This is a genomic window from Rickettsia lanei, assembly GCF_056242675.1.
The window spans coordinates 229,281-254,514 of record NZ_CP172233.1; the positions used below are offsets into that span (position 1 = coordinate 229,281).

Genomic DNA, 25,234 nt, shown 5'->3' on the forward strand with positions numbered 1-25,234 from the left:
TATTTCGTAGGTACAGCATATTTCAGAAAGATTTAGACAAGATGAATTTAAATGCAAGCCTGCGAAAGCAGTAGGTAAACTACGTGCGTGAGTACAGGCGAGTCATGCAAAATTCGCTTGTATCAAGCTTTATGAATTATTCTGTACTTTTCTTTTTATTACCTCATCCATAGTACAATTAAAATATTTTGCTATTTTTAAAATAGTATCTATTTCAGGGTTGAATTCACGACTAGCTTCCGCTCTCATAATTCTGCTAACAGTAGTATAAGGGATATTAGTGACTTCGGCAAGATATTTACGATCTATCTTTTCTTGTTTTAATTTTTCTTCTAAAAATTCTTTTACTTTAGTAGCAAGTGCCATATTAATAACCTCTGAATAAATAAAGGATAGATATATACAAAGTGTGTCGAGTATTACCAGCCTTGTTACATGGATCGAAAAGCCTACTCAATGTCATGCCCACGGAGGCAAAAATCTAGTAAAACCATATAAAAACAAGTTTTTATATGGTTATTTTATCAAATATATAACTTCGTAGCAATATTGAAGTTATTTTGCTGAATCCCCACCTACACGGGAAAGCTTTGTTGCTAGTATTTTTTATTGTTGTTTGGCCCCCCGTGGTCAAGCCACGGGGTGACACATAGGGGATTGTACCGATCCATGCAACAATGCCTACGCGGTAATGACATAGAATACAAAAAAAACAGAAATTACTCCTTAGGCAATAATACTTGTACAAATTCCGTTTTAGATAGATCAGCTGCTACGTTTACCATAACATCATGTTCTGTCACTTTAGACACATAGCCCACTAAAATACCTGCAGGATAAATATTACCGTGTCCAGAGGTTACTATCTCCTCATCTTGCTGTACTAAATGATTGTTAGGCAAGTATAAAATTTTACTATTATTATTATTACCTGCTAAAATACCTTGTTCTCTTGAAGAATTAGCTTTAATAGGTATTCTAGAATTAACATCGCTAATTAACATTACTTTCGCATAATTATTACTCACTTCTATTACTTTTCCTACTAATTTTCCTGCATTAACAACGATTTGATCAGGTTCAATGCCTTGCTTTTTACCTGCAGAAATCAAAGCAGTTCTAGAAAAGGGATTAAAGGAAACACTCAGTAATTTCGTAGTAATATATTCAAATTCTTCTTCCTCAGCAATCGTTAACAAATCTTTTAATGCAATGTTTTCGGCTCTTACCAATTCTACTTCACTTTGTAAATGTTGTAATCTTGCTATCTCAAGTTTAAGTTCTATATTTTTTCGTTCTAAATCTTGAAAATAAACAAATTTTTGTGTTATTGAATTTATATATTCAAATATATCTTCATACACTGCTAAACCGATTGATACTATACTACCGGTTACTTCAAGTGATATACTAGATATTTTTTTAGGTGTAGCAAAAAATAAATATACAGACACTCCAAGCCCAAATATAACAAAAAAACGCTTAAGAGTATTTGATATTATTCTTATTAATTCTAATGAATTTGAAGAATTTTTTACTCTATTTGCAAGTATTGCCATTTTTAATCCTGTTTAAATAGTACATGTTTTAGCTTTGTAAAATCTTCAAGTACTTTTCCTGTTCCAAGTGCCACACAAGAGAGGGCATCATCTGCAACTATTACTGGCAATTTAGTGGCTTCACTAAGAACAAAATCAAGATTTCGTAATAATGAGCCGCCGCCTGTTAAAACAATTCCCTTATCAACTATATCTGAAGATAATTCAGGAGGTGTTGCTTCTAGTGCTACTTTTACCGCTTCAACAATTTGACTTACCGGTTCAATTAGACTATCAGCAATTTGTCTTTCGTTCAATATCATTTCTTTAGGAATACCGTAAATTAAATCACGTCCTTTAATTTCCATCTTTCTCGGCTCAGCGTTTTCATCTACATAAGCCGTACCTATTGCTTGCTTTATCTTTTCGGCAGTAGCCTCACCTATCAATAGGTTATAGTGCCTTCTTATATATGAGATAATAGCTTCATCCATCTTATCACCGCCGACTCTTACCGACCTTGCATATACTATACCCCCTAGTGACAAAACTGCAACTTCGGTAGTGCCTCCTCCAATATCAACAATCATCGAACCGGTTGCTTCCGTTACGGGTAGCCCTGCCCCGATCGCTGCCGCCATAGGTTCTTCAATTAAATAGACATCCCTACCCCCTGCACTTTCTGCTGCTTCTTGGATAGCACGACGCTCAACCGGCGTAGAACCGGAAGGCACACAAATAACAATTGTCGGCCCAAAAAAAGAGCGACGATTATGTACCATTCTAATAAAATACTTTATCATTTCCTCTGCACCCTTAAAATCGGCAATAACACCATCTTTTAAAGGTCTTTTTGCTTCAATATCCGTAGGAGTACGCCCAAGCATCATTTTTGCTTCATGACCATAAGCATAAGGCACAAAAGCACCGTCTTTTTTTATTAACGCAATAACAGAAGGTTCCCTTAGAACAATTCCACAATTTTTTTGATAGACAATAGTATTTGCCGTACCAAGATCTATAGCCATACCGGAAGAAAACCCTTCCAAAAATTTCATTATCATTTTATTTTTTCTCTCTAAATTCTAAAAACACTTCTATAGAACTAACAAAATAAACAGTCCCATAGTAAGTAAATAAAAATTTAATATAGACGAAGTTTAATTTGGAAAAGAGCAAGAAGCCTCGGAATTTTTGACCGCAGCGTAGAATACTAAGTGAGGATCAACAATGAGAAGCGACAATGCCAATTTTTCAAATTAAACTTCGTCTATATTAAATTTCTTTATAATGTAACATAATAAAGTTACTAATAAAAAATATTAGCATACTAGGTAATAAAATAGCAGCAATTAAAGACAAATTATTATAAGTAAGTATTTTTAATAATATTTCTGATAACGAATATGCTATAAAACCTGAAAATAAACCTAATAGCAATATTTTTTCTTGGGAATTATCACGCTGTTTAAGACTAATAAAACAACTTGCTAAAATTACGGTTGCCATCATCATTATAGGCTTAAATAATTGCTTGTAATAATAAATTTGATAATTAATAGCCGGTAAACCTGAATTTAATAATTCATTAATTAATTTAGGTAAAGCCCAAATAGAAACCATTTCAGGACGAATAAATTTATTTACTAAACTATTAATTGATAAATTTGTCTGCATAGTGAAATTATTGTAAGCCTTAGTTTCTTCTTTTGTGAAAACCTTAACTCTATTTAAATGTAACATTTTATTTTCAATAATACCGTATAATGCATCAATTCTCTTTAAAAAAGAATTATTATGATCAACAAATAAAATTGTAATATTATTTAATTTTTTCTCGGCAACATTAATAAATTGTGTTTGGATAATTTGAGTTTCATCATTTAAAGATTCAAAAAATAATAAGCCTGATTTAGATATTATACCCTCACTCAAGGCTTTTTTAGTTAGTTTTGCTTCTAATAACTCATATTTTTGTAAGCCTATAGTACTGATAGGATTCAATATAGTCGTAAAAACTATACCTAACATTAAAGTTACAATACATGGAATAACAAGCACTTGCCAAATATGAATACCGCTAGATAACATAGCCGTTAATTCATTATTTTTTGTTAGATTTCTAAGAAAAAATAACATAGCGGTAAAACTAATTAATGAAGATACTTGACCTAGTAAATAAGGAATCTTATATAAGATAAGTCTCCAAAAAAAACTAAAAGGAACATAAATATTTTTGAATTTTTGTAAAAGATCAAAAACATTTGAGATAATTAATAGCCCGATTAAAAGAAATAATATAATAAAGAAACACTTAGAATATAATTTAGTAAGATACCAAGAAAGTGTTTTTAGATTGATCATTATAAATTCAGTGCTAATGCGAATTTAAATAAGAATTTGTGTGGTGGGGCTGGTAGGACTTGAACCTACGACCACACCGTTATGAGCGGCGTGCTCTAACCAACTGAGCTACAGCCCCTTTTCATTTGAAATTTATATAATTATTATGCAGTTAAGTCTAGTAAAATTTTTATATTTTTGAGGTATCGCCTAAAAAACAAGGCAATATGATTCAGTGTTTTCATCATTGTAAGGAATTACAAAGTAATTGACAAAGCAATCTCAGGAGTTTGTTTTTATTTCATGAGATTGCCACACAGCCTATGGCTTGCAATGACGGTTTGGTATCCACGCATCAACGCTTTCGCAATAATAACATCAAGTTATAAATAAAAAAAAGGGCGAGTAGTAAACTCGACCTTTTAGGATACTATAATTAGTACATAATTTTAGTGGTGTACAACTGTTACAGCTCTACGATTATAGGCAAAAGCTTCTTCAGTATTACCCATCATAGCAGGTCTATCTTTACCATAAGAGATTGTATTTAATCTGTTATGATCGATTCCTTTATGAGCTAAGAATTTTTTCGCTGCTGCTGCTCTTCTTTCACCTAAACCTAAGTTATATTCTTTGGTACCTCTTTCATCGCAATGTCCTTCAACAGTAACTTTTACTTCAGGATGCTTTGATAACCAGCAAGCTTGTCTCTCTAGTTCTTCTTTAGCCTTTGGTGATAAATCAGAGCTATCAAAAGCAAACCATACTGCATTTCCTGCATGCTTCTCGAAATCTTTCATTAATGAAGTTTCTTCACTTTGGTTCATATTACCGTCAAATTGCGGTGCTCTTTTTGTTGTATTACACCCTGCAAGCACACATAATGCAAGAAAAGCTAATGTAATTTTTGTTTTCATAATTAAACTCCTTGAGATTATAATTTATTAATATTGAATTCATTTTAGCTAGTCATAAAACTAAACTAACCAAAAGCTATGTGAGTTAGTATATATCATTATTTTATTAGTTTAAAGGCTAAAATATTATAAAATGCAATTACTCATGTATAAATGTGGTAAAAATATCATTTAATACAAGTATATACTTTGGATAAATAGATAGATGCAGTTTAATGAGGAAAAGAGGAATCGATTTTGAAGCTTATAACCGCAGCGTATATATAATATGTGAGAATTATAAGCAAATAAGTAGTGTTGCCAATTTTTCAAATAGACATCTTCAGAAACTCGCTTATAGAGAGGAATTTGAAGGAGACACGGCACGCAGAACTGCAGCGTACATAGAGGTACGTGAGGATTCGAGTACAGGATCAACGTACAAATTACCTCTAGTAGGAGAGTTTCCGAAGATGTCTAATAAAACGAGTATATTCACCATCTAATGAATGCACTGCCCCAAGTAAGACCTGCACCGATAGCTGAAAATAGTAGAATATCACCTTTTTTTATTTTGCCTGATGCTTTGAGAGTACTCAAAGCAAGCGGAATAGAAGCAGCAGAGCAGTTAGCATGTTTGTCTACGGTTTTCACTACTTTATGCTCTTCTATATTTAATAGTTCAGCGAGTTTATTTATAATACGGATATTTGCTTGATGAGGTATAAAATAATCAATATCGCTTACACTGAATTGATTAGCATGCAGTAAATCTTTTATAGATTGTTGCATTTTTTCTATTGCATGACGAAATAATTTTTGCCCCTGCATAACTATTTTGCCACTAATACCGTTCATACTTACACCACCGTTTGTGTATAATATTTCATCATAATCAGCACCGCTTGAGAAGATATTACTATCTATTAAACCGGAATCATCACTACTACGCTGTAATATTACGCTACCGGCCCCATCACCGAATAAAACGCAAGTAGTCCTATCATTCCAATCTAATAACGACGTCATTTTCTCGGCTCCTATAAGCAAAATAGTTTTATATTTATCTGATGAGATAAGAGAATTTGCTACTTGTAAACCATAAACAAAGCCGGCACATACTGCTTGTAAATCAAAAGACGGTATATTAGTTAAACCAAGATAACCTTGAAGCTTAGAGGCAACCGAAGGGAAGCTATTATCGGGAGTAGTAGTACATGTAATAATTAAATCAATATCATTTACCGATATCCCTGCATCTGCTATAGCTTTTTCAGCTGATTTTAAAGCAAGATGGGAAGTATATTCTGTATCACCTGCTATATGACGCTGCGTAATACCTGTTCTTGTTCTAATCCATTCATCGTTAGTATCTACGAATTTTGCAAGCTCATCATTACTAACTATTTTTGAAGGAAGATACCCGCCGCAACCAATAATTTTACAGGTCATAAATCTTTTAGGCTACTTCTTCTTCAGTTTTAATTTTCTTTGTTACTACTAGACGATTATTATAAGTACCGTCGACTAAAGAAACGTGATGCGGAAGCTTATATTCACCGGTTTGCGAATCAACTATTACGTTAACTTTGCCAAGTGCTAAGTGCGAACGTCTCATATTACGTCTTGATTTTGATGTTTTTTTCTTTGGAACTGCCATTATTAGCCTCTCTAAATATAAATTAAAAAGTATTTGTCAAATTAGTGAAGCAGTATATTATAATCTTGTAATAAAATCTAGATAAAATTAAACTTATGAAAATTTTTATAACATACATTTTTAGTATATTAGCCTTTTTTTCCTTAAGCGGCTGCAAAACTATCGAAAATAGAGGGCAATCTATAGATGATTCGGCACTTGTAAAATTAGAGTCTAAAAAACTAAATAAAACAGAAGTCGTAGAGTTAATAGGTACGCCTACTATAGTACCGGAATATTCCCAAAATACCTGGTATTATGTTGAAAGAGTTATGTCTCAAAGAGCTTGGCTCAATCCAAAAATTGCAAAGCAGAAGATAGTAAAAATTACGTTTGATGCTAATAATTTTATGCAGGAAGTAGTAGTAATAGATGATTCTCATAGACAAGATATAGAAATAGTCCATGAATATACTAGGACATATGGAACAGAACTTAACGGACTACAAAAATTTGTTAAAAATTTAGGTAGATTCAATAAAACCATTGACGGAAATAAAAACAAAAGCAAAAATAAGAAAAAGAGATAAGTACCTTAATCATCATTGCAAGATGGCTTATCTGTGTAGATACCTAATCGTCATTGCGAGCCATAGGCTGCGTGGCAATCTCATGAAATAACAACAAACTCCTGAGATTGCTTCGTCAATTACTTACGTAATTTCCTCGCAATGACGATTTGATACTCATGCAGGCGTAACACCAACATCCATAAAACAAAAAACTATCTAATATGATTTCGATATTTAGTAAATTAAAACAAAGTTTATCTAAAACTTCTAATAAAATATCGGAAGGTATCGACAAAATATTTTACAAGAAAAAATTAGATGCAGAAACTCTAGAAGCGCTAGAAGAGCTACTTATCTCAAGTGATATGAGTGTTTTGGTAGTAACTAATATTATTGAAGAATTTAAAAAGGTAAAATTTGACAAAGAAATAGATAGTGATACAGTAAAAGAAGCCCTTGCTAAATTAATAGAGCAGCAGCTATCAAAATCAGAAATTCCTTTTACTTTAAGCGAAAATAAATTAAACGTAATTTTAGTTTGCGGTGTTAACGGAGCAGGTAAAACCACGACTATAGGTAAGCTTGCTGCAATGTACTCGGCACAAGGTAAAAAAGTAGCAGTTGCAGCCTGCGATACTTTTAGAGCAGCTGCCGTAAATCAGCTAAGTACTTGGGCAGATAGAGCAAATGCACTACTTATTACCGGTGCAGAATCGGCTGACCCCGCAAGTGTTGCTTATCGCGGGATGGAAGAATCGATAAAACAAAATATCGATATACTTTTTATCGATACAGCAGGTAGGCTTCATAATAAGAAAAATTTGATGGATGAACTGTCTAAGATTGTAAAAGTTATAAAAAAACTAGACGAGAATGCCCCCACTCATAGCGTTTTAGTCATTGATGCTATTACCGGACAAAATACCTATAACCAAGTAGAGCATTTTAATGATGCTACTAATTTGACGGGGCTTATCGTGACTAAACTAGACGGCAGTGCTAAAGCGGGCGTAATTGTCGGAGTAGTACAAAAATTTAATTTACCCTTATACTTTATCGGTATAGGTGAGAAGATAGAGGACTTAAAAATATTCAACCAACATGATTTTGCTAGAAGTATAGTGGGGTTGTGAGGTTTTGCTACGTCATTGCCCGCACGAATATTGAGTCGTCATTGCGAGTCGCCGTAGGCTGCACGGTAATCTCATGAAGTAATAATAAACTCCTGAGATTGCTTCGTCAATTACTTACGTAATTTCCTTGCAATTACGATCTAATTAAAAATAAAATCATAAAATGACTCAAAAAAATACCTTATTGCTCATAGACGGATACGGATTTGTTTTTAGAGCCTATTATGCACAACAGCCTTTAACTTCACCAAAAGGCGAACCTGTCGGTGCTCTTTACGGTTTTACTTCAATGCTGCTAAAATTACTGAGCGACTTTAAGCCTAAACATGTCGCTGTAGTATTTGACAGCGGCGGGCAAAATTTTCGCCATCAGATTTATCCCGACTATAAAGCTAACCGCCCTCCACCCCCTGAAGATTTAATTGTACAATTACCTTTAGTTCGTGATGTTGCAAGTAACTTAAATTTGCCTATTCTAGAGAAGAACGGTTATGAAGCCGATGACATTATCGCAACCTTTGCTACTAAAACTGCTGCACTTGGCGAACATGTAGTCATTATCTCTTCCGATAAAGATTTATTACAGCTAATGACTGAAAACATCAAGATATATGATCCGTTAAAAGGGAAATATATTACGGAGGATGATGTGGTTAAAAAATTTGGCACTACTTCTGATAAATTACGTGAAGTAATGGCTTTAATCGGCGATAGATCGGATAATATTCCGGGTGTACCATCTATTGGACCAAAAACTGCAAGTAGTCTTATAACACAATTTGGTTCTGTAGAAAATATATTTAACTCTTTAGACCAAGTCTCAAGCGTAAAACAACGTGAAACTTTACAAAATTCAAGAGAAACGGCGTTAATTTCATGGCAGTTAATAGGGCTTAATTCTAATGTTGATTTAGATTTTCAGCTAAATAATTTAGAATGGTCACCTCCAAATAGCGATAAATTAACAGGATTTTTACAGGAATACGGTTTTAGATCTTTATATAAAAGAGTAGAAAATTTATTGGATATTAAAATTAACGACTACAAAGAGATAGCAGATAATAAAGTAACGGAAATAAAAGAAATTAATAATGCTAATGAGTTAGCAGACTTTGCTAAAGAAGCCACGAAAATAGGAATATTCGGGATATATTTATTACAGCATAAAGGAGCTAATCTTGCTTTTATTTTATCACTGCAAAACCAAAGCTATATTATTAAAATTTCAAACACTTCTCATGATCTATTTTCTTATAATACTAAAACTAATAACAACTGGTTTTCGGATATAATCTTCAATTTACTAACCGATAAATCCATAAAAAAAATTACTTACTCTCTTAAACCTCTACTTAAATTTTATGCAAACCAATCTCATGACATTACGGCTATAGAAGATTTAGAATTAATGCAGTATGCGTTATCTGCCGGTTTATCACAGAAAAATTTATTTAAAGAAGTTTTGAAAGAAACTTGTATAGAAAATATAATTATCGAATCAGCAAAAATAGTAATAAACTTTATCACACTTTATAAGCAAACTATATGGGAACTTAAAGACAACAAAACCTTTAGACTTTATAGCAACATTGATTTACCTATTTGTTTTATTTTAGATAAAATGGAGAAAGTGGGTATTACAGTAGATGCTAATTACCTCAAACAATTATCCGCTGAATTTGGAACAGAAATTCTAAAACTTGAAGAAGAAATTTTTGCTCTTAGCGGAACTAAATTTAATATTGGTTCGCCAAAACAATTAGGCGAAATCTTATTCGAAAAAATGCAATTACCTTTCGGTAAAGCTTCAGCTAAAGCAAGCTCTTACTCAACGGGAGCGGAAATACTAGAAAAACTTAGTGAGCATGGATATAATATTGCAGATTTGTTATTAAGATGGAGGCAACTAACAAAATTAAAGAATACCTACACCGATAGTTTGCCGAAACAGATAGATAATATAACACATAGAGTACATACGACATTTTTACAAACTTCTACCACTACAGGAAGACTTAGCTCACAGGAACCTAATCTACAAAATGTACCTATTCGCTCTAGTGAGGGGAATCAAATCAGACAAGCTTTTATTGCTGAAGAAGGTTATAAATTAATATCTGCCGATTATTCTCAAATTGAGCTTAGAATATTAAGCCATATCGCAAATATAGATGCACTAAAACAAGCATTTATCAATAAAGACGATATCCATACTCAAACTGCTTGTCAGATCTTTAACTTACAAAAACACGAACTAACTAGCGAACATAGGCGTAAAGCAAAAGCTATAAATTTTGGTATCATTTACGGTATAAGTGCTTTTGGGCTTGCTAAGCAATTAAACGTTACTAACGGCGAAGCATCCGCATATATCAAGAAATATTTTGCTGAATATAAAGGAGTACAAGAATATATGGAGCAAACAAAAGCTTTTGCAAGTAGCAACGGCTATGTCACAAATTGCTTTGGCAGAAAATGTTTTGTACCTCTAATTCATGATAAAAAGCTTAAACAATTCGCAGAACGTGCGGCTATTAATGCTCCGATTCAAGGAACTAATGCCGATATAATTAAAATTGCTATGATCAATTTAGATCAAGAAATAGAAAAACGTAAACTTAACACAAGATTAGTACTGCAAATTCATGATGAATTACTATTTGAAGCACCGATTGATGAAGTAGAAATTATAACACCTATTATTAAAAAAATCATGGAAAATTCTACTAATATGGATGTACCGATTATAACCGAAATTAGAGCAGGTAATAACTGGATGGAAATTCATTGAAGGTGTATCATTCCTAGCTAAAGGCGGCGTTATTGCATGACTTGCTGTCATTCCTGCAAAAGCAGGAATCCAGAAAAATAACTTCAACATATAATACAGAATACATATTTGATAAAATAAGCATATAAAAATATATTAATATAACAGTTGAAGAATTTTAAAAGGAGCGTAATGTATGAAAAATTTTATATTTACGTCTGAGTCAGTTTCTGAAGGGCATCCGGACAAAATTGCCGATCAAATTTCAGATACGGTACTTGATGAGATTCTAAAACAAGACCCTGACGGTCGTGTGGCCTGTGAAACATTTGTAACCACCGGTCTAGTTCTAGTGAGCGGCCTAGTACCTATGTGGATATTGAGCAAATAGTACGTAGCAAGATACAAGAAATCGGCTATAATAATCCAAATTATGGATTTGACGGTAGCTGTTGTGTCGTAATTTCAGCTATCATTAACAATCACCCGATATAGCTATGGGTGTTGACAATGCACATGACGATGACATAGGTGCAGGAGACCAAGGTATGGTTTTCGGTTATGCCTGTAATGAAAGGGATAGTTTCATGCCCGCACCGATTTACTACGCTCATTTATTAATGACAAGGCAAGTATATTTACGTAAACAAAATATCTTGTCTTGGCTTAGACCCGATGCACAATCTCAAGTCACGTTACGATATGAAAATAACAAACCAATTGCCATTGATACAGTAGTTTTATCAACTCAGCATCATCCGGAAATACAACAAAAAGACCTTATTGAAGCAGTAATGGAAGAAATTATTAAACAGGCATTACCAAGAAATTTACTGCATAAAGACACTAAATACCTAATTAATCCGACGGGTCGGTTTTTATAGGCGGTCCCGTTGCAGATTGCGGTTTAACCTGTAGGGAATTTATCGTGGACAGCTGTGGAGGAATGGCAAGACACGGCGGCGGTTGCTTTTCTGGAAAAGATCCAACAAAAATAGATAGATCGGCTGCTTACATGGCACGCTATATTGCTAAGAATATAGTAGGAGCAGGACTTACCGATCGCTGTGAAATACAAATATCCTACAATAGGCGTAGCTGCTCCCGTATCTGTTTATGCTGAAACTTGCGGTACTAGCACATTAAGCAACGAACAAATTACTAAGCTCATAACACAGCATTTTGATATGCGTCCAGGAAGAATTATTAAACATCTTAAGCTTCGCACTCCATGTTATCAAAAAACGGCTTCTTACGGTCATTTCGGCCGAGAAGACGCAAATTTTACATGGGAACAATTAGATAAAGTAGATATATTGAGGTGAGTAATTATTGACATTAGTTGAAAATATGGTTGAGAATGTAAATAATGATAGAAAGTTCGGTAACTTAGAAAATTATGATAATCAACTTACAAATACTGCTCTAAACAAGAATAACCAAAATAAGCTGAAAGAACATTATGACAATATCACTCAAGCCTTAAATAGAGTATGAAGCAAAAGCAACTCAGTACTGCGAAATGCTTGACGATGCCCGTACCTATGATAAATCCACAAAAGATTATAATTTAGGCTCAGTTCATTTTATAACGGCTAAGCGTATAAAGCTTTAAATCCTGACGAAAATACAGGTAAAAAATTAGACCATTTTATGGATGGCTTAGATGAGATTTATAAGCAATCCTTTTTACGTAAATTAACTAGCTCAACTGAATTACCACCAGCAGAACAGTTAAAAAAATTTTTAGAAAAAACTACAGATGAAATATATGATAAACTGCAAAAAACTGGAGAAGCATATTTATCATATTCTAATGCTCCTACTAATACAGGATTACATACAAATGTTATAAAATATTCTCTAAAGACAACGGAAAAAATTATCGTATATATATAATGCCGGTGCTGGGGTAAGAGCAGATAATTCAAAACTAAATCAAACACCAAAAGATCAATTAATACAGGAGTATTAGAAGATAAAAAATAAGAAGTTAAAACCGATAATACATTCAATAAAAATTCAGAACCTAAAAAACACACTATCAAAAATAAATTTTATAAGTATTTAAGTAAATTAACGAGAAAATTGGGATTAAAATCCATAAGTAATTATTTTAAAGAATTAATTAAAGACCCAAATCTTGAGCAAAATATCCATTTAGAAAAAGAAGCAAAGTTAATACCAGACAAACATCGACTAACAAAATATATGGAACTTAGCGATAATAAAAATAATAATGCAGTATTTAGCGGTAAAAAAACATCAAAGAATATTACTCAATTATAGATTCATTTTACTGTCAATTCAGGTATTGCCTATAAAAAGTTGACTCAAGGTTTCGATGTCATTCCTGCGAGACATTGGCTTTGTTGCATGGCTCGGTTTTTTCGTCATTGCGAGGAAAATTACGAAGTAATTGTACGTCCGCAATCTCAAGTTTGTTATTATTTCATGAGATTGCCACGCAGCCTATGGCTGCTCACAATGATGACCCGATATCCACACAACAATGCCTTGCGGGAATGACAGTGGAAAACCGAACCACTCAACAAATACGCTATTTACTATATCCTTTTAAAATCTCAAAATCTTGCCCTTGGAGCAAGAATTTTTCAGGTAATGTAATTTTTGCTACAAAATTCTTTACATCTGCGCTTTGTAAATAGATTGTAGCTTTAGCATTACTCTGATCTTCATTATTTATACGAGCTGCAAGCAAGGTTACTATCTGCCGTAATTCTTCATGATTTTGTGGATAAAACTGTAGTTCAAATTGTTTATTATTAATTGCATCCTCAATTGATGAAAAGCTTTTTGCCGTTAGTTTTATTCCTCCCTCATCTTTAACTATGTCACAATTAACAACTACCAAACTTTTAACATCAAGTAAATGTACATAATCTTTTAAAACTTCCTCACTAAAAATACTAAGTTCAAAGATATTCTCAGGATCGGAAAGCACGAGCGTCACAAACCTACCTCTTGCCGACATACGAGAATCCTTTTTTTGTATTACACCGGCAAGATTTACTCGGTTAGTACCATCAGGTAAGTTATTATGCAAATCCGCAGTATTTAAAATATTTAAACGACTAAATATTTCTTGATATTCCGTAAGAGGATGATTAGAGATAAATAAACCCATAGCCTCAAATTCATAAAAGGCTAAAGTATTTTTATCGGCATAATCGCTTGATACTAAAATAGTTGGACTTAAACTAGAAACTTTAATTAAGCTAAATTGATTAGATTTCTGCTCTTCGTGATATGCAGTTGAATAAGAAAGCAATTTTGGAATGCTTGACAATAATTGCAATCGATTATCATGCAGCTCATCAAAACAGCCTGACTTGATTAAATTTTCCAATAATTTACTGTTAATAGATTTTGGGGGTAATCTTTCAATAAAATCAGTAATTGATTTAAACGCCCCTCTTGCTTTTCGCTCATCCGTTACTAACTTACCGAAATTCGGCGTAACTCCCTTAATAGCACCTAAGGCGAAGATTATTGCACCCGTGATGTCATACCGTGGCTTGACCACGGTATCTTTTGAAATTTCCTGGATACCACGATCAAGTGGCGGTATGACAGGCTTTACGCTATGCGGGATGACAGTGTCCGAAAACTGTACACTAAAATACCCTTCAGAAATATTAATATTAGGTGCAATAATTTTTATGCCGTTATCTTTTGCTTCTTGTAAAAATAAATTAATTTTATCGTGATTATTCAATTCAAGATTTAAGCATGCTACTAAAAATTCAGCAGGATAATTAGCTTTAAGATATGCAGTTTGGTATGAAATAACACCGTAAGACGCAGCATGTGCCTTATTAAAACCGTATCCGGCAAATTTAGCCACGGTCGCAAAAATGGATTTAGCTTGAGATTCCGAAATATTATTAGCAATTGCTCCTTTAACAAAAATTTCTTCCTGCTCCTCCATTTCTTTTTTTATCTTCTTACCCATTGCTCTCCGAAGTAAATCGGCAGCTCCTAGCGTATAACCTGCAAGAACCTGAGCAATTCTTTGTACCTGCTCCTGATATATCACCACTCCGTAAGTTTCTTCTAAGATTGGTTTCAATAGCTCATGTAAATAATCAGGCTGTTGTAATTTATGCTTACAAGCTATATAGGTAGGAATATTTTCCATAGGACCAGGACGGTATAACGCACCAAGAGCTATCAAATCATGTATAGAATCAGGTTTAAGGCGTCTAAGTGCATCTTTCATCCCGATACTTTCAAATTGGAAAACGCCGACTCCTTTACCTTTACACAACATTTGATAAGTCTTATTATCATCAAACGTCATATTGTTAAAATCTACTTCTATCCCTTGCTCTTTAAGCAGTTTCTTACAATCGGTAATAACCGTTAGGGTTTGTAGCCCTAAAAAATCAAATTTAATTAAACCGGCAATCTCGGAATATTTCATAGAATAACCGACTACCAGCATATCGGAGTTAGAATCTTTATATACCGGTACTATATCGACTAAATCAGTACCTGCTATTACGATTCCTGCAGCATGAGTTGAGGAATGCCTATGCAGCCCCTCAAGAATTAACGAAGTATCAATCACTAACTTAATTAACTCCGCTTCACCGTCTAAATTATACAGCCCATTACCTTTAGCGGCATTTGCAAGCTCCGGAACTTCACGCATTGCCTGTTCTAAGCTAACTGGATTAACTGCACTAAAAGGGACAAGCTCCGTTAGATAATCAGCGAATTTATAAGGTAAGCTAAGCACACGAGCGACATCCTTAATTACAGCCTTTGCCTGCATCTTACCGAAAGTTATAATCTGTCCTACTCTATTATTACCGTATTTGGAACGTACATAATTAATTACTTCCTCACGCCTTTCCTGACAAAAATCAATATCAAAATCAGGCATTGAAATACGTTCAGGATTTAAAAATCTTTCAAATAATAAGCCAAATTTAATCGGATCGAGATCAGTAATAAGCAAGCTCCAAGCAACAACCGAGCCTGCTCCCGATCCTCTACCCGGTCCGACTAAAATACCCTCTTTTTTACTCCATTTAATAAAATCCGATACAATCAAAAAATAACCGGCAAAATTCATATTACAGATAATATCCAGCTCATAATTAAGACGAGCAAAATATTCGGTTTTCAATGCTTCTTGATTCTCTAACGCAATATTTTCAGATTTAAACTTTGCAGCAAGCCTTGCAAGCAACCCTTCTTTTGCATCTTTTTTAATTAAATCCGTTTCACTAATATCTTTGGTGGCAAAATTAGGCAGCATCGGCGGGTTTGCATGTGCGGCAAAATAACAACGCTCTCTTAAATTCACGGTATTTTGGATGGCACTAGGTAAATCGGAAAAAAGCTCTATCATCTCATGCGGTGATCTAAAATAACAATTTTCGCTAACTGTTTTTCGATCCAGATATTCTTTAGTAACACCGGCTGATATACATAACAATACATCATGTGCATCATGCATGCTTTTCTCACTAAACAAAACTTTATTAGTAGCAACAAGCGGAATAGCAAGCTCGGCAGCAATTCTAATATAACTATCCTCAATAAACTGTTCTTCCGGTAGCTCATGTCTCATAATCTCAAAGTAAAAACGATCTCCTAAAATTTCCTGTAATTTACGTGCAAACAGCATCGCTTGCTCCTCGTTGCGAGCTAGCAAGCATTTTCCGACAATACCGTCGGTATAACAGCATAATCCTATTAATCCTTCTTGATATTCGATTAAATCTTCAAAATCAATATGATCGCATATCTTACGATCATTTTTAGTAAAAGTAAGGCTTGATAGTTTGAGTAAATTTTTATAACCAGTTTCATCTTTAGCTATAAGCAAAATTTGAGCAAAAATATCTATATCGTATTTTATATTTAGAATAACTCCGTGTATCGGCTGCAGTCCTTTTTTTACTGCACATAATGCAAACTCTAATGAGCCGAATAAATTTCCCTTATCTGCCAAACAAATAGCAGGCATTTTATTCGATGAAGCAAGTTCTACTACCTTCTCAATAGTTAATGCACTTTCTAGAAAAGAATAAGAGCTTTGAGTTCTTAAATGAATAAATTCAGGTCGCATTTTAAATTAATGTTAAAGTTTATTGTCTTACTGTATGACTCCTTATGTCATTCCCGCGTAGGCGGGAATCCAGGGTAAAGCGAGATAAATATTCCCGCCTACGCGGGAATAACATCGAAAACCTTAACGACAAGACTAAATTTTACTTCCGACTGCATAATATCTAAAACCGATTTTTTTCATTGCTTCATTATCTAGTATATTTCTAAGATCAATGATTATCGGCGATTTTACTAAATCATAAATTTCTTGCCAATTAAGTTCTTTAAATTCTGACCATTCAGTTGCAATAACTATAATATCTACTGATTTACAAGCGTCAACTGCTGAATCTAAATATAGCAAATTTTTATGTTCCAAATTCTTTTTAGCATTTTCAAGACCGATAGGATCAAATGCTTTAACATATACATCTTTATTTAATAAGATCTTTACAATTGCGATGGCAGGGCTTGCTCTTACATCATCTGTTCCTGCTTTATATGTTAAGCCTAAAATTGCTATATTTTTACCTTTTAAATCTCCATCTAACAAAGTAGCTATTTTATCTACCATATTACTTGGACGCTGCTTATTACTTTTAATTACTGCCTTAAGAATCCTACAATCTATATGATGATTTTCTACAAGATTATTTAATGCTAGAATATCTTTTGGAAAGCACGAACCGCCAAAACCAGGTCCTGCATTTAAAAAATTTTGACCGATTCTTTGGTCAAGTCCTACACCTTTAGATAAATCTTTAATATTACCGCCGATTTTTTCACATAAATCAGCCATCTCATTAATAAAAGCAATTTTGGTAGCTAAGAAACTATTTGAAGCATATTTAATAAGTTCGCTCGTCACTAAATCGGTAACCACAAACTTTGCACCTTGTAAAGGTGCATAAATTTTTCGCAATATTTCCTCTGATTCTTTATTATTTACACCGATAACTATACGATCAGGATATAAAAAATCTTCTACCGCACTACCCTCTCTTAAAAACTCAGGATTAGAAGCAACATTAAATGAAAAGCCTCTTGATTTTAAATAAGCTATAATATTACTGCAACTACCCGGCGGAACAGTAGATTTTATGACTATTAAACAATCTTTATTTATATGCTCGAAAACTTTATCAATAGCATCATAAACATATTGTAAATCCGCTCCTCCCAACCCTTTTGAAGGTGTACCGACCGTAATAAATATTGCATCAGCATTTTGAAGTTCATTATTATAAATATTTGTAAATTTTAACCTATCAGATTCTAAAGCTTGCTTAAGATACTCATCAAGTTTAGCTTCATAAATCGGTAATATTTGCTTATTTAATTTGGATATTTTAACCTCATCATTATCAAGACAAGTAACATTATGACCTAAATAGCCCATAATAATACCTGAGACTAATCCCACATATCCGCTACCGATAAATGTAATATTCATAATTTTTTGTGATTTTTATATTAAATTTTAAAATTATACGTTATATTCCAAGTGTATACCTCAAATAAATGAAGAGTAGTATAGACGAAGCTCAATTTCAAAAAGTACAAGGAGTCCACAAGACGAGGAACAGAGCGTATACTTAATACGTGAGACCGGAGTACTTGTAGGATGATGTAGCCAATTTTTGCAGTTCTACCCGAGTATATAAAGCTTTTATCATATTTCAATAGATTTACAAGCTCAAATGAATTTTATTAAAAAAACCTTTATTAGTATTTTTATAATTCTGATTTCATTATCTTTGGCTATAACTCTAACTGTTTATAGTGCAAATAAAGGACACTTAAATAAACCTTTGAAAAAAATAATTGAATTTTATTTAAGTAAAAATGATATAAAAGCTGTACTACATAATTTAGAATTTAAAGAAAACCGATTATCCATAGATAAAATTTCCTTAAGTCTTATAGATAATGCTAGAGGAGAAATTAACGATTTTAATCTTTTCTTTAATTTCAAAAATTTCTTCTCTAATTCGTTAATAGAGGCTAATTTTAATATCGATAAAATTTCCGTAATTTCAAATAACGATGAAGAGATTATAAATACTTCAACGACCGGTGATTATTCGTTAAATATAATTAAAAAAAATTCCCTAACCGACATACGACTAACTTCAATAAAAAGTGATATCCTAACTGATGAGCAAGGAGCAGACTTACCTCTAGGAAATGCTTTATGCTCATATAAAACCACCTATTCTAAAGATAATCCAAAGACTGTTAATTGCAAACTCACCTTTGGGAACAAAGCTTTTTTATCACTAAGCGGTATAATAACCAATAAAAATATCGATGCAAGTGCAGCTGCCGCAAATATGCCTTTAATAATTTATCAAACAGTCGAAAAAATCATTCCTAATAATCCTATAATCTCATATTTACGAGAACATATAAAACAAGGTTACATCCAAAACGGAGAATTAAATATTAAATTAGATAAAAAATTTTTAAAAAAAAATATTTTAGTAGAAGATAATTTAAAAGCAAATTTACATATCTCGAATTTTGAATATAAATATCATACAGATTTACCACCTTTGACTAAAGTTGATACTAATATAATCATTTCAGGACCGGAAATAAAATTTCTAATTAATGAAGCATATAGCGGTCAAAGTGTCGTTTCAGACGGTATTATGACTTTCAAATGGGAAGGACTGGATAAATCACAATTTGTTTTTAATGCTACTGCTAAAGGTGAAATTAATGACTTAATTGCCTTTGTTCCAAATGATGCATATCAAAATATTAAAGCTCAAAATATTGATCTTAAAAAAATCAAAGGAACGGCAAATTCAATAATAGAGCTAATAATTCCTATTAGCCCCAATATCCCTAATAGCTATAATGTTTTGTCAACATTAACAAATATCTCTTTTAACACCTTAGACAATAATATCCTATTACAAAACGGTGAAGCCAAAGGTATTTTTAAAGATAATAAACTAAATATTAGCGGTAAAGGTAACATTAATAATTATGCAAGCAGCTTTACTTATGATCATGATATATCGGATAAAAATAATGAGTGTTTACTTAAAATAAAAAGCAATATTGCGGCAAATAATCAAAGATTTGGAGTATTTAAATTAATTTCAGGCAGCACCGTTTTAAATTTTGAGTATAAAAAACAGCATAATAAGGAGAGTTTTATTACCGTGAATTCTAATCTTAATAATTTAGAATTTTATATAGATAAAGTATCTATTCATAAAAAATTATATAAAAAAGCCAATTTATATTTATATACTAAATTAAATGATAAAAATTTCGATAGAAATATTGTATTTAACCTTTCAGGGCAGGATAATCTAAAAATTAACGGTAATGCCTTAATTAAGAAAAATATTTATAATATTAATCTAGCCTCTGTTAAACATAATCATACGGATTTAAAAGGAAACATAATTATAGATAACCATAATCTTAATACGACACTTTATGGCAACAGATTAGATTTATCAAATGCTAATATGATGCAGTTTTTAGAAAAAGCGGGAGATTCTACACGTAATATTAATTTAAAAACTAATATATCAAAAATACTTTTAAAGAATAATATAATTCTAGGTAATCTTGATTTAGCAATTAAATGTGATAAAGTGCGGTGTTTCTCCGGCTTTCTAAATGCTAATATTGATAATAAAAAAGTTAAGATGTCGCTTACTGCTAAGGAAACTTTTGAACAATGGTTCATTGAATCCGATAATGCCGGAGCATTACTTAAGGGACTTGGAATGTATACCACTATGCAAAACGGTCAAATTAACATCAACTTAAATACAAAAAGATATGAAGTAAAAAAAGGTGAAATAGTGCCAATATTAGACGGCAAATTTTCTATAAAACATTTTACAGTAGTCGATACTCCTTTTTTAACACGGCTTGTTTCCTTTGTTTCGTTGCCGGGTTTTCTTAGTTCAATAACTAATAATAAAAATATTTTATTTGAAGATATGATCGGTAAATTTAATTATAGAGGAAATATAATTACAATTTTTGATACGGAAGCACATGGACCGTTCTTTGATTTTACTATGACAGGTAATATTGATACCAAGCAGCAATTAATTATGGTTAAAGGAAATGTTATTCCTTCCTTTTTCTTAATCAGCACTATTGTAACTAAAATACCGGTAGTCGGTAAAATCTTTTCCAAAGTCGCTCCTTACTACCTAAAAATGAAATATTAAGTAACTATTTAAAGCTATTAGATTTCATGTACAAAATTTTTAATCATTCCTTTATGTCATTCCTGCGAGGCATTATTGCGTGTGTACCTAATCGTCATTGCGAGCGACTGAAAGCGTTGTTGCATGGCTCAAAAAACGTGTTCGGTGTCATACCATGGCTTGACCACGGTATCCAGAAAACAACTAAAAATACTAACAATATTAGTATTTTTAACTGGGGCCTGCTACAAACTTGCGGGATGACAGAAGTGGAAGCAAGCCATGCAACAAAGCCACAACTGCAAGGAGCGTGGTGGCAATCCAGAAATAATAATAGAATATTCTGTAAATCAGAATTTTTTACTGGATTGCTTCGTCGCAACTTACAGTTTTTCCTCACAATGACGTTGAAGATCAATTCATGCAAGAATGACATAAATAACCATACATATTTAATCGGTATTTTACTTTTAGGCTTAATTTCCGGTCTTACGTTCAATTTAATTTTTTTTACAGTTCCATATCAATTATCCGAAGCAAAATACACCACTGATATAATAGGTTCGATATCACTAGCTGCCTTTCCGTATTGCTTAAAGGTCATATGGTCACCTTTTATAGATAAATACTCTATACCTTTTTTATGTTCTAAATTCGGTCACAGGCGTGGCTGGGCATTGGTATCACAAATATTTTTAATCCTAGCGATGACGGGGTTCTTAAACATAAGCCCTTGTAATAACTTATATATTACTGCAATTATCTTATTTATTATTTCATCCTGCAGTTCTACACAAGATATTGTACTTGATGCATATAGAATTGAGAGACCTACATCTAAAGAAGAGCTTTCAATGGCTTTTACCTTTAGTAGCATAGGGTTTCGTTTAGGTATGTTACTTGGCAGCGTCGGTACTTTATATTCATCAATTATTTTCGGCTGGAATACAGTATATAAATCGGCTCTATTCATTACTCTAATTGGACCTATAGTAATTTTATGTATCAAAGAACCACAATCACAAGCAATACACCATACAACTACTCATTTAATAGGATTACAACAATATTTTGAAGTTATTAAAAAAAGTATTATCTCCTTAAAAAATGAACAGCAATATTTACTGCTAATTATATTGTTTATCTTTTTATATAAGGCTGCGGATTCTATACCTATGGCTATGAGTTCGCCTTTATTGCTCGATTTAAGTTTTACTACTCATGAAATTGCCGTTATTTACAAAGCGTACGGGTTACTAATCATGATCGTCGGAGGAGCTTTAAGCGGCGTTTTAGCTGCAAAAATGGGTATATTTCATAGTGTCTTAATTGGTGGAGTGATTCAATTATTGTCACCTCTTATGTTTATGATTCTTGCTACTATCGGCTATGATATACAGACATTTATAATAACTGTTACAGTACAAAATTTTTGTGCAGGCTTTGCAGGAACTATTATCTCTATCTATTTTGCTAGCCTTTGCAATAGTGAATTTGTTGCCACACAATATTCTATTATTGCATCTTTTAGCTCGCTTAGCCGTATTATTCTAGCTAGCCTTGGCGGTATTTGTGCAAAATATCTTACTTGGCCTGTATTCTTTTTAGGTAATACTCTGTTTAGCATGTTATTTATCCCGATATTTTATAAAATATATAGAAAGAAACTAGGCTTTGTGAATATTTCTAAAAACATATGACAATTATTAAAAAAAGTTTATAATATTGATATATATATTTCTGCGAAATGAAGAGTCAGAATTTTTATGAAACTATATAGTTTTCAAGAACATTTATTAGAATTAAAAATAAGGCTTCTTAGAATATTTACTGCTTTTATAATTATATTTGCTATTTGCTATTATTTTAGCGACAATATTTATAGTGTTTTATTAAAACCGCTTGCTAAGCTAAGCGGTGATACGGTACGAAATATAATTTATACAGGGCTTACAGAAGCATTTTTTACCTATATTAAACTTGCAGCTTTTACTGCTTTTACTATTATTATACCTATAATTGCTTTGGAGTGTTATTTATTTATCAGTCCCGGGTTACACCGCCATGAAAAAAAAATTATCGCTTTTATTCTTTTTATGTCGCCTATTTTATTTTGGTGCGGTAGTATTTTTGTTTTTTACTTTGTAATGCCGAAAGCTTGGAATTTTTTTCTTAGTTTTGAAAAACGTGATATGATCCTACCGATAGTTTTGGAAGCAAGAATTAGCGAGTATCTAAATTTAGTTATTCATTTAATTATTGCTTTTGGAGTCGCCTTTCAACTGCCAGTTGTGATAATGATATTAAATATACTAAAAATAGTTAAGGTACAAACACTTAAGCAAAAAAGATGCATTGCCGTGGTAATTAACTTTATTATTGCAGGAATATTAACGCCTCCTGACATTTTAAGCCAGTTTGCTCTTGCAATACCGCTACTTTTATTATATGAAACTTCAATAATTATATGTAATTTTATAGAAAAACTGAGGACACTAAATGTTAAATATCAAATGGATTAGAGAAAATAAAGAATTGTTCGATGAAAAGCTTAGCCAAAGATTTATTGAACCTATGTCTAGTAAAATTGCTATGCTCGACGGAGAGAAAAGAAAAATTACGAGTTTAATTCAAGAATTGCAGCATGCACGTAAGGTAAAATCAAAGATTTTAGGTAATATGGCCTCTAAAAGCGGCGAAGAATTTGAAGGGTTACAAAGAGATGTCAAACATATAAATGAGAAGTTGGAAGCACTTGAACATGATCTAAATAATAATAACGAATTAAATGAACTATTAAATATGTTTCCTAATATTCCGGACGAAGAAGTACCTTACGGAATGGATAAAAGTATGAATAAATTAGTTCGTACTTACGGAGAGACAAATCCAAATGCTTTGAATAAACAGCATTTTGAACTAGGTATAAAATTAAATTTAATGGATTTTGAACAAACTGCTAAAATTTCTGGAACTAGATTTGTAACGTTAAAAGGTGATTTAGCAAAGCTAGAACGTGCTTTAATTAATTTTATGATTGATGTTCATACTAAAGAGTGGGATTTCTTTGAGATATCACCTCCGGTATTAGTTCGAGATAATGCTATGTATAATGCAGGACAACTACCTAAATTTGCCGAAGAGTCTTTTGCAACAACCAATGGCTACAGACTAATTCCAACCGCAGAAGTATCTTTAGTAAATATGGTCGCCGATACTATTATACCAAGAGAAAAATTACCGATACGTTATGTTGCTTACACCCCGTGCTTTAGATCAGAAGCAGGTAGTAGCGGTAGAGATACAAGAGGTATGATTAGATTACATCAGTTCGGTAAAGTTGAGCTAGTATCTATTACTACCCCTGAAGAATCAACAAATGAGCATGAATATATAACTAATGCATCAGAGACTATTTTACAAAAACTGAATCTTCCTTATCGTGTTATGTTACTTTGCACCGGAGATATGGGATTTGCGGCAAAAAAAACCTATGATATAGAAGTATGGCTTCCGGGACAAAAGCAATATCGCGAAATTGCTAGCTGTTCTAATTGTGGAGATTTTCAAGCACGTAGAATGAAAGCAAGATATAAAGAATTCGGCAGTAACGAAACTACCTTAGTTCATACTTTAAATGCTTCAGGATTACCTATCGGAAGAACTATGGTTGCAATACTTGAAAATTATCAGAATGAAGATGGATCAATAACTATACCGGATGTCTTGATAAATTACATGGGAGGATTACAAAAAATCATTGCCTATAGTGAATAATTGTTTATTAAATATAAAATATAAAGTTTCTAGTTGTTGTTAAAGTGGCTTTGTTGCATGGCTCTTATGTCATTCCCGCTTTCGCGGGAATGACATCGAGTAGAGACCTACGGCTGCTCGCAATGACACCTCTAGCATCCACGCAGGCAAAGTTCATTAGTATATACTCCTGTGAAATGAAGAGTTATTATACGAAGTTCAACTTGGAAAAGAGCAAGGAGTCTGTAAGCCGAGGGGCAGAGTGTATACTTAATACGTGAGCATCCGAGGACTTACAAAGACGATGTAG

The 25,234-nt window shown here is 32.7% G+C and carries 19 protein-coding genes, 1 tRNA gene and 3 pseudogenes; 13 read left to right on the forward strand and 10 right to left on the reverse strand.

Annotation, left to right across the window (positions count from 1 at the left end; genetic code table 11):
- Window positions 1-129 precede the first annotated feature (129 nt).
- The 6 genes from ACHBLB_RS01465 to pal form a co-directional block, all read right to left on the reverse strand.
- Window positions 130-366, reverse strand: coding sequence for a helix-turn-helix domain-containing protein (locus ACHBLB_RS01465; protein WP_475842119.1), 237 nt, complete (start codon window positions 364-366; stop codon window positions 130-132).
- A gap of 353 nt (window positions 367-719) precedes the next feature.
- On the reverse strand, window positions 720-1,559 hold the full coding sequence (gene mreC / locus ACHBLB_RS01470; RefSeq protein ID WP_475842121.1) for a rod shape-determining protein MreC: 840 nt from the start codon (window positions 1,557-1,559) through the stop codon (window positions 720-722).
- A 2-nt stretch (window positions 1,560-1,561) separates the two neighbouring features.
- A complete protein-coding gene (locus ACHBLB_RS01475; protein WP_014365410.1) occupies window positions 1,562-2,602 on the reverse strand; it encodes a rod shape-determining protein in 1,041 nt (346 codons plus the stop codon).
- 211 nt (window positions 2,603-2,813) lie between these two features.
- A complete protein-coding gene (locus ACHBLB_RS01480) occupies window positions 2,814-3,902 on the reverse strand; it encodes an LptF/LptG family permease (RefSeq protein WP_475842123.1) in 1,089 nt (362 codons plus the stop codon).
- A 41-nt stretch (window positions 3,903-3,943) separates the two neighbouring features.
- Window positions 3,944-4,020, reverse strand: a tRNA-Ile gene (locus ACHBLB_RS01485).
- 310 nt (window positions 4,021-4,330) lie between these two features.
- Window positions 4,331-4,798 (reverse strand): peptidoglycan-associated lipoprotein Pal, encoded by a 468-nt coding sequence (pal, locus tag ACHBLB_RS01490; RefSeq protein WP_014365014.1) that lies wholly within the window; start codon window positions 4,796-4,798, stop codon window positions 4,331-4,333.
- Window positions 4,799-5,013: 215 nt separating this feature from the next.
- On the opposite strand from pal, the gene ACHBLB_RS01495 reads away from it, so the two are divergent.
- Window positions 5,014-5,283: a palindromic element RPE1 domain-containing protein gene (locus tag ACHBLB_RS01495; protein ID WP_475842124.1), complete on the forward strand. Its 270-nt coding sequence runs from the start codon at window positions 5,014-5,016 to the stop codon at window positions 5,281-5,283.
- On the opposite strand, the gene ACHBLB_RS01500 is transcribed toward ACHBLB_RS01495, so the two are convergent.
- Both ACHBLB_RS01500 and rpmF read right to left on the reverse strand, forming a co-directional pair.
- Complete coding sequence (locus ACHBLB_RS01500; RefSeq protein WP_010977768.1) at window positions 5,273-6,229, reverse strand: beta-ketoacyl-ACP synthase III; 957 nt, start codon at window positions 6,227-6,229, stop codon at window positions 5,273-5,275. The genes ACHBLB_RS01495 and ACHBLB_RS01500 overlap by 11 nt on opposite strands.
- Before the next feature lie 7 nt (window positions 6,230-6,236).
- Window positions 6,237-6,437, reverse strand: coding sequence for a 50S ribosomal protein L32 (gene rpmF, locus ACHBLB_RS01505; RefSeq protein WP_004997395.1), 201 nt, complete (start codon window positions 6,435-6,437; stop codon window positions 6,237-6,239).
- Between the two features lie 95 nt (window positions 6,438-6,532).
- Between rpmF and ACHBLB_RS01510 the strand changes: the two genes are divergently transcribed.
- The 7 genes and pseudogenes from ACHBLB_RS01510 (at window position 6,533) to ACHBLB_RS01540 (ending at window position 13,180) form a co-directional block, all read left to right on the forward strand.
- Window positions 6,533-7,006: an outer membrane protein assembly factor BamE gene (locus ACHBLB_RS01510; RefSeq protein ID WP_475842126.1), complete on the forward strand. Its 474-nt coding sequence runs from the start codon at window positions 6,533-6,535 to the stop codon at window positions 7,004-7,006.
- A 203-nt stretch (window positions 7,007-7,209) separates the two neighbouring features.
- Window positions 7,210-8,121, forward strand: a complete 912-nt coding sequence (ftsY, locus tag ACHBLB_RS01515) for a signal recognition particle-docking protein FtsY (protein ID WP_475842128.1) — start codon at window positions 7,210-7,212, stop codon at window positions 8,119-8,121.
- A 163-nt stretch (window positions 8,122-8,284) separates the two neighbouring features.
- Entirely contained in the window at window positions 8,285-10,912 is a 2,628-nt protein-coding gene (polA, locus tag ACHBLB_RS01520; RefSeq protein WP_475842130.1) for a DNA polymerase I, read from the forward strand.
- Window positions 10,913-11,087: 175 nt separating this feature from the next.
- Window positions 11,088-12,216 (forward strand): annotated as a pseudogene (metK, locus tag ACHBLB_RS01525) (methionine adenosyltransferase).
- 25 nt (window positions 12,217-12,241) lie between these two features.
- Window positions 12,242-12,506: pseudogene (locus ACHBLB_RS01530) on the forward strand (hypothetical protein).
- A 38-nt stretch (window positions 12,507-12,544) separates the two neighbouring features.
- Window positions 12,545-12,807 (forward strand): annotated as a pseudogene (locus ACHBLB_RS01535) (hypothetical protein).
- A 172-nt stretch (window positions 12,808-12,979) separates the two neighbouring features.
- Window positions 12,980-13,180 (forward strand): hypothetical protein, encoded by a 201-nt coding sequence (locus ACHBLB_RS01540; RefSeq protein ID WP_475842132.1) that lies wholly within the window; start codon window positions 12,980-12,982, stop codon window positions 13,178-13,180.
- Window positions 13,181-13,451: 271 nt separating this feature from the next.
- On the opposite strand, the gene dnaE is transcribed toward ACHBLB_RS01540, so the two are convergent.
- Together dnaE and ACHBLB_RS01550 are read right to left on the reverse strand one after the other, a co-directional pair.
- Window positions 13,452-16,997 (reverse strand): DNA polymerase III subunit alpha, encoded by a 3,546-nt coding sequence (gene dnaE, locus ACHBLB_RS01545; RefSeq protein ID WP_475842134.1) that lies wholly within the window; start codon window positions 16,995-16,997, stop codon window positions 13,452-13,454.
- Window positions 16,998-17,132: 135 nt separating this feature from the next.
- A complete protein-coding gene (locus ACHBLB_RS01550; RefSeq protein WP_475842136.1) occupies window positions 17,133-18,431 on the reverse strand; it encodes a UDP-glucose dehydrogenase family protein in 1,299 nt (432 codons plus the stop codon).
- 247 nt (window positions 18,432-18,678) lie between these two features.
- Between ACHBLB_RS01550 and ACHBLB_RS01555 the strand changes: the two genes are divergently transcribed.
- The 5 genes from ACHBLB_RS01555 (at window position 18,679) to ACHBLB_RS01575 (ending at window position 25,205) form a co-directional block, all read left to right on the forward strand.
- On the forward strand, window positions 18,679-21,189 hold the full coding sequence (locus tag ACHBLB_RS01555; protein ID WP_475842138.1) for a transporter AmpG 3: 2,511 nt from the start codon (window positions 18,679-18,681) through the stop codon (window positions 21,187-21,189).
- Between the two features lie 26 nt (window positions 21,190-21,215).
- Window positions 21,216-22,868: an MFS transporter gene (locus ACHBLB_RS01560; RefSeq protein WP_475842141.1), complete on the forward strand. Its 1,653-nt coding sequence runs from the start codon at window positions 21,216-21,218 to the stop codon at window positions 22,866-22,868.
- Between the two features lie 66 nt (window positions 22,869-22,934).
- Window positions 22,935-23,690: a twin-arginine translocase subunit TatC gene (gene tatC / locus ACHBLB_RS01565; RefSeq protein ID WP_014365027.1), complete on the forward strand. Its 756-nt coding sequence runs from the start codon at window positions 22,935-22,937 to the stop codon at window positions 23,688-23,690.
- Window positions 23,668-24,945, forward strand: a complete 1,278-nt coding sequence (gene serS / locus ACHBLB_RS01570; protein WP_475842143.1) for a serine--tRNA ligase — start codon at window positions 23,668-23,670, stop codon at window positions 24,943-24,945. The genes tatC and serS overlap by 23 nt, the downstream gene beginning before the upstream one ends.
- Window positions 24,946-24,989: 44 nt before the next feature.
- On the forward strand, window positions 24,990-25,205 hold the full coding sequence (locus ACHBLB_RS01575; RefSeq protein WP_475842145.1) for a palindromic element RPE5 domain-containing protein: 216 nt from the start codon (window positions 24,990-24,992) through the stop codon (window positions 25,203-25,205).
- The last annotated feature ends 29 nt before the right edge of the window (window positions 25,206-25,234 follow it).

Coding starts and splice junctions, on each gene's coding strand:
- ACHBLB_RS01465 (WP_475842119.1), bottom strand. CDS start 366: ATGGCACTTGCTACTAAAGTAAAAGAATTTTTAGAAGAAAAATTAAAA.
- mreC (WP_475842121.1), bottom strand. CDS start 1,559: ATGGCAATACTTGCAAATAGAGTAAAAAATTCTTCAAATTCATTAGAA.
- ACHBLB_RS01475 (WP_014365410.1), bottom strand. CDS start 2,602: ATGATAATGAAATTTTTGGAAGGGTTTTCTTCCGGTATGGCTATAGAT.
- ACHBLB_RS01480 (WP_475842123.1), bottom strand. CDS start 3,902: ATGATCAATCTAAAAACACTTTCTTGGTATCTTACTAAATTATATTCT.
- pal (WP_014365014.1), bottom strand. CDS start 4,798: ATGAAAACAAAAATTACATTAGCTTTTCTTGCATTATGTGTGCTTGCA.
- ACHBLB_RS01495 (WP_475842124.1), top strand. CDS start 5,014: ATGAGGAAAAGAGGAATCGATTTTGAAGCTTATAACCGCAGCGTATAT.
- ACHBLB_RS01500 (WP_010977768.1), bottom strand. CDS start 6,229: ATGACCTGTAAAATTATTGGTTGCGGCGGGTATCTTCCTTCAAAAATA.
- rpmF (WP_004997395.1), bottom strand. CDS start 6,437: ATGGCAGTTCCAAAGAAAAAAACATCAAAATCAAGACGTAATATGAGA.
- ACHBLB_RS01510 (WP_475842126.1), top strand. CDS start 6,533: ATGAAAATTTTTATAACATACATTTTTAGTATATTAGCCTTTTTTTCC.
- ftsY (WP_475842128.1), top strand. CDS start 7,210: ATGATTTCGATATTTAGTAAATTAAAACAAAGTTTATCTAAAACTTCT.
- polA (WP_475842130.1), top strand. CDS start 8,285: ATGACTCAAAAAAATACCTTATTGCTCATAGACGGATACGGATTTGTT.
- dnaE (WP_475842134.1), bottom strand. CDS start 16,997: ATGCGACCTGAATTTATTCATTTAAGAACTCAAAGCTCTTATTCTTTT.
- ACHBLB_RS01550 (WP_475842136.1), bottom strand. CDS start 18,431: ATGAATATTACATTTATCGGTAGCGGATATGTGGGATTAGTCTCAGGT.
- ACHBLB_RS01555 (WP_475842138.1), top strand. CDS start 18,679: ATGAATTTTATTAAAAAAACCTTTATTAGTATTTTTATAATTCTGATT.
- ACHBLB_RS01560 (WP_475842141.1), top strand. CDS start 21,216: ATGTACAAAATTTTTAATCATTCCTTTATGTCATTCCTGCGAGGCATT.
- tatC (WP_014365027.1), top strand. CDS start 22,935: ATGAAACTATATAGTTTTCAAGAACATTTATTAGAATTAAAAATAAGG.
- serS (WP_475842143.1), top strand. CDS start 23,668: ATGTTAAATATCAAATGGATTAGAGAAAATAAAGAATTGTTCGATGAA.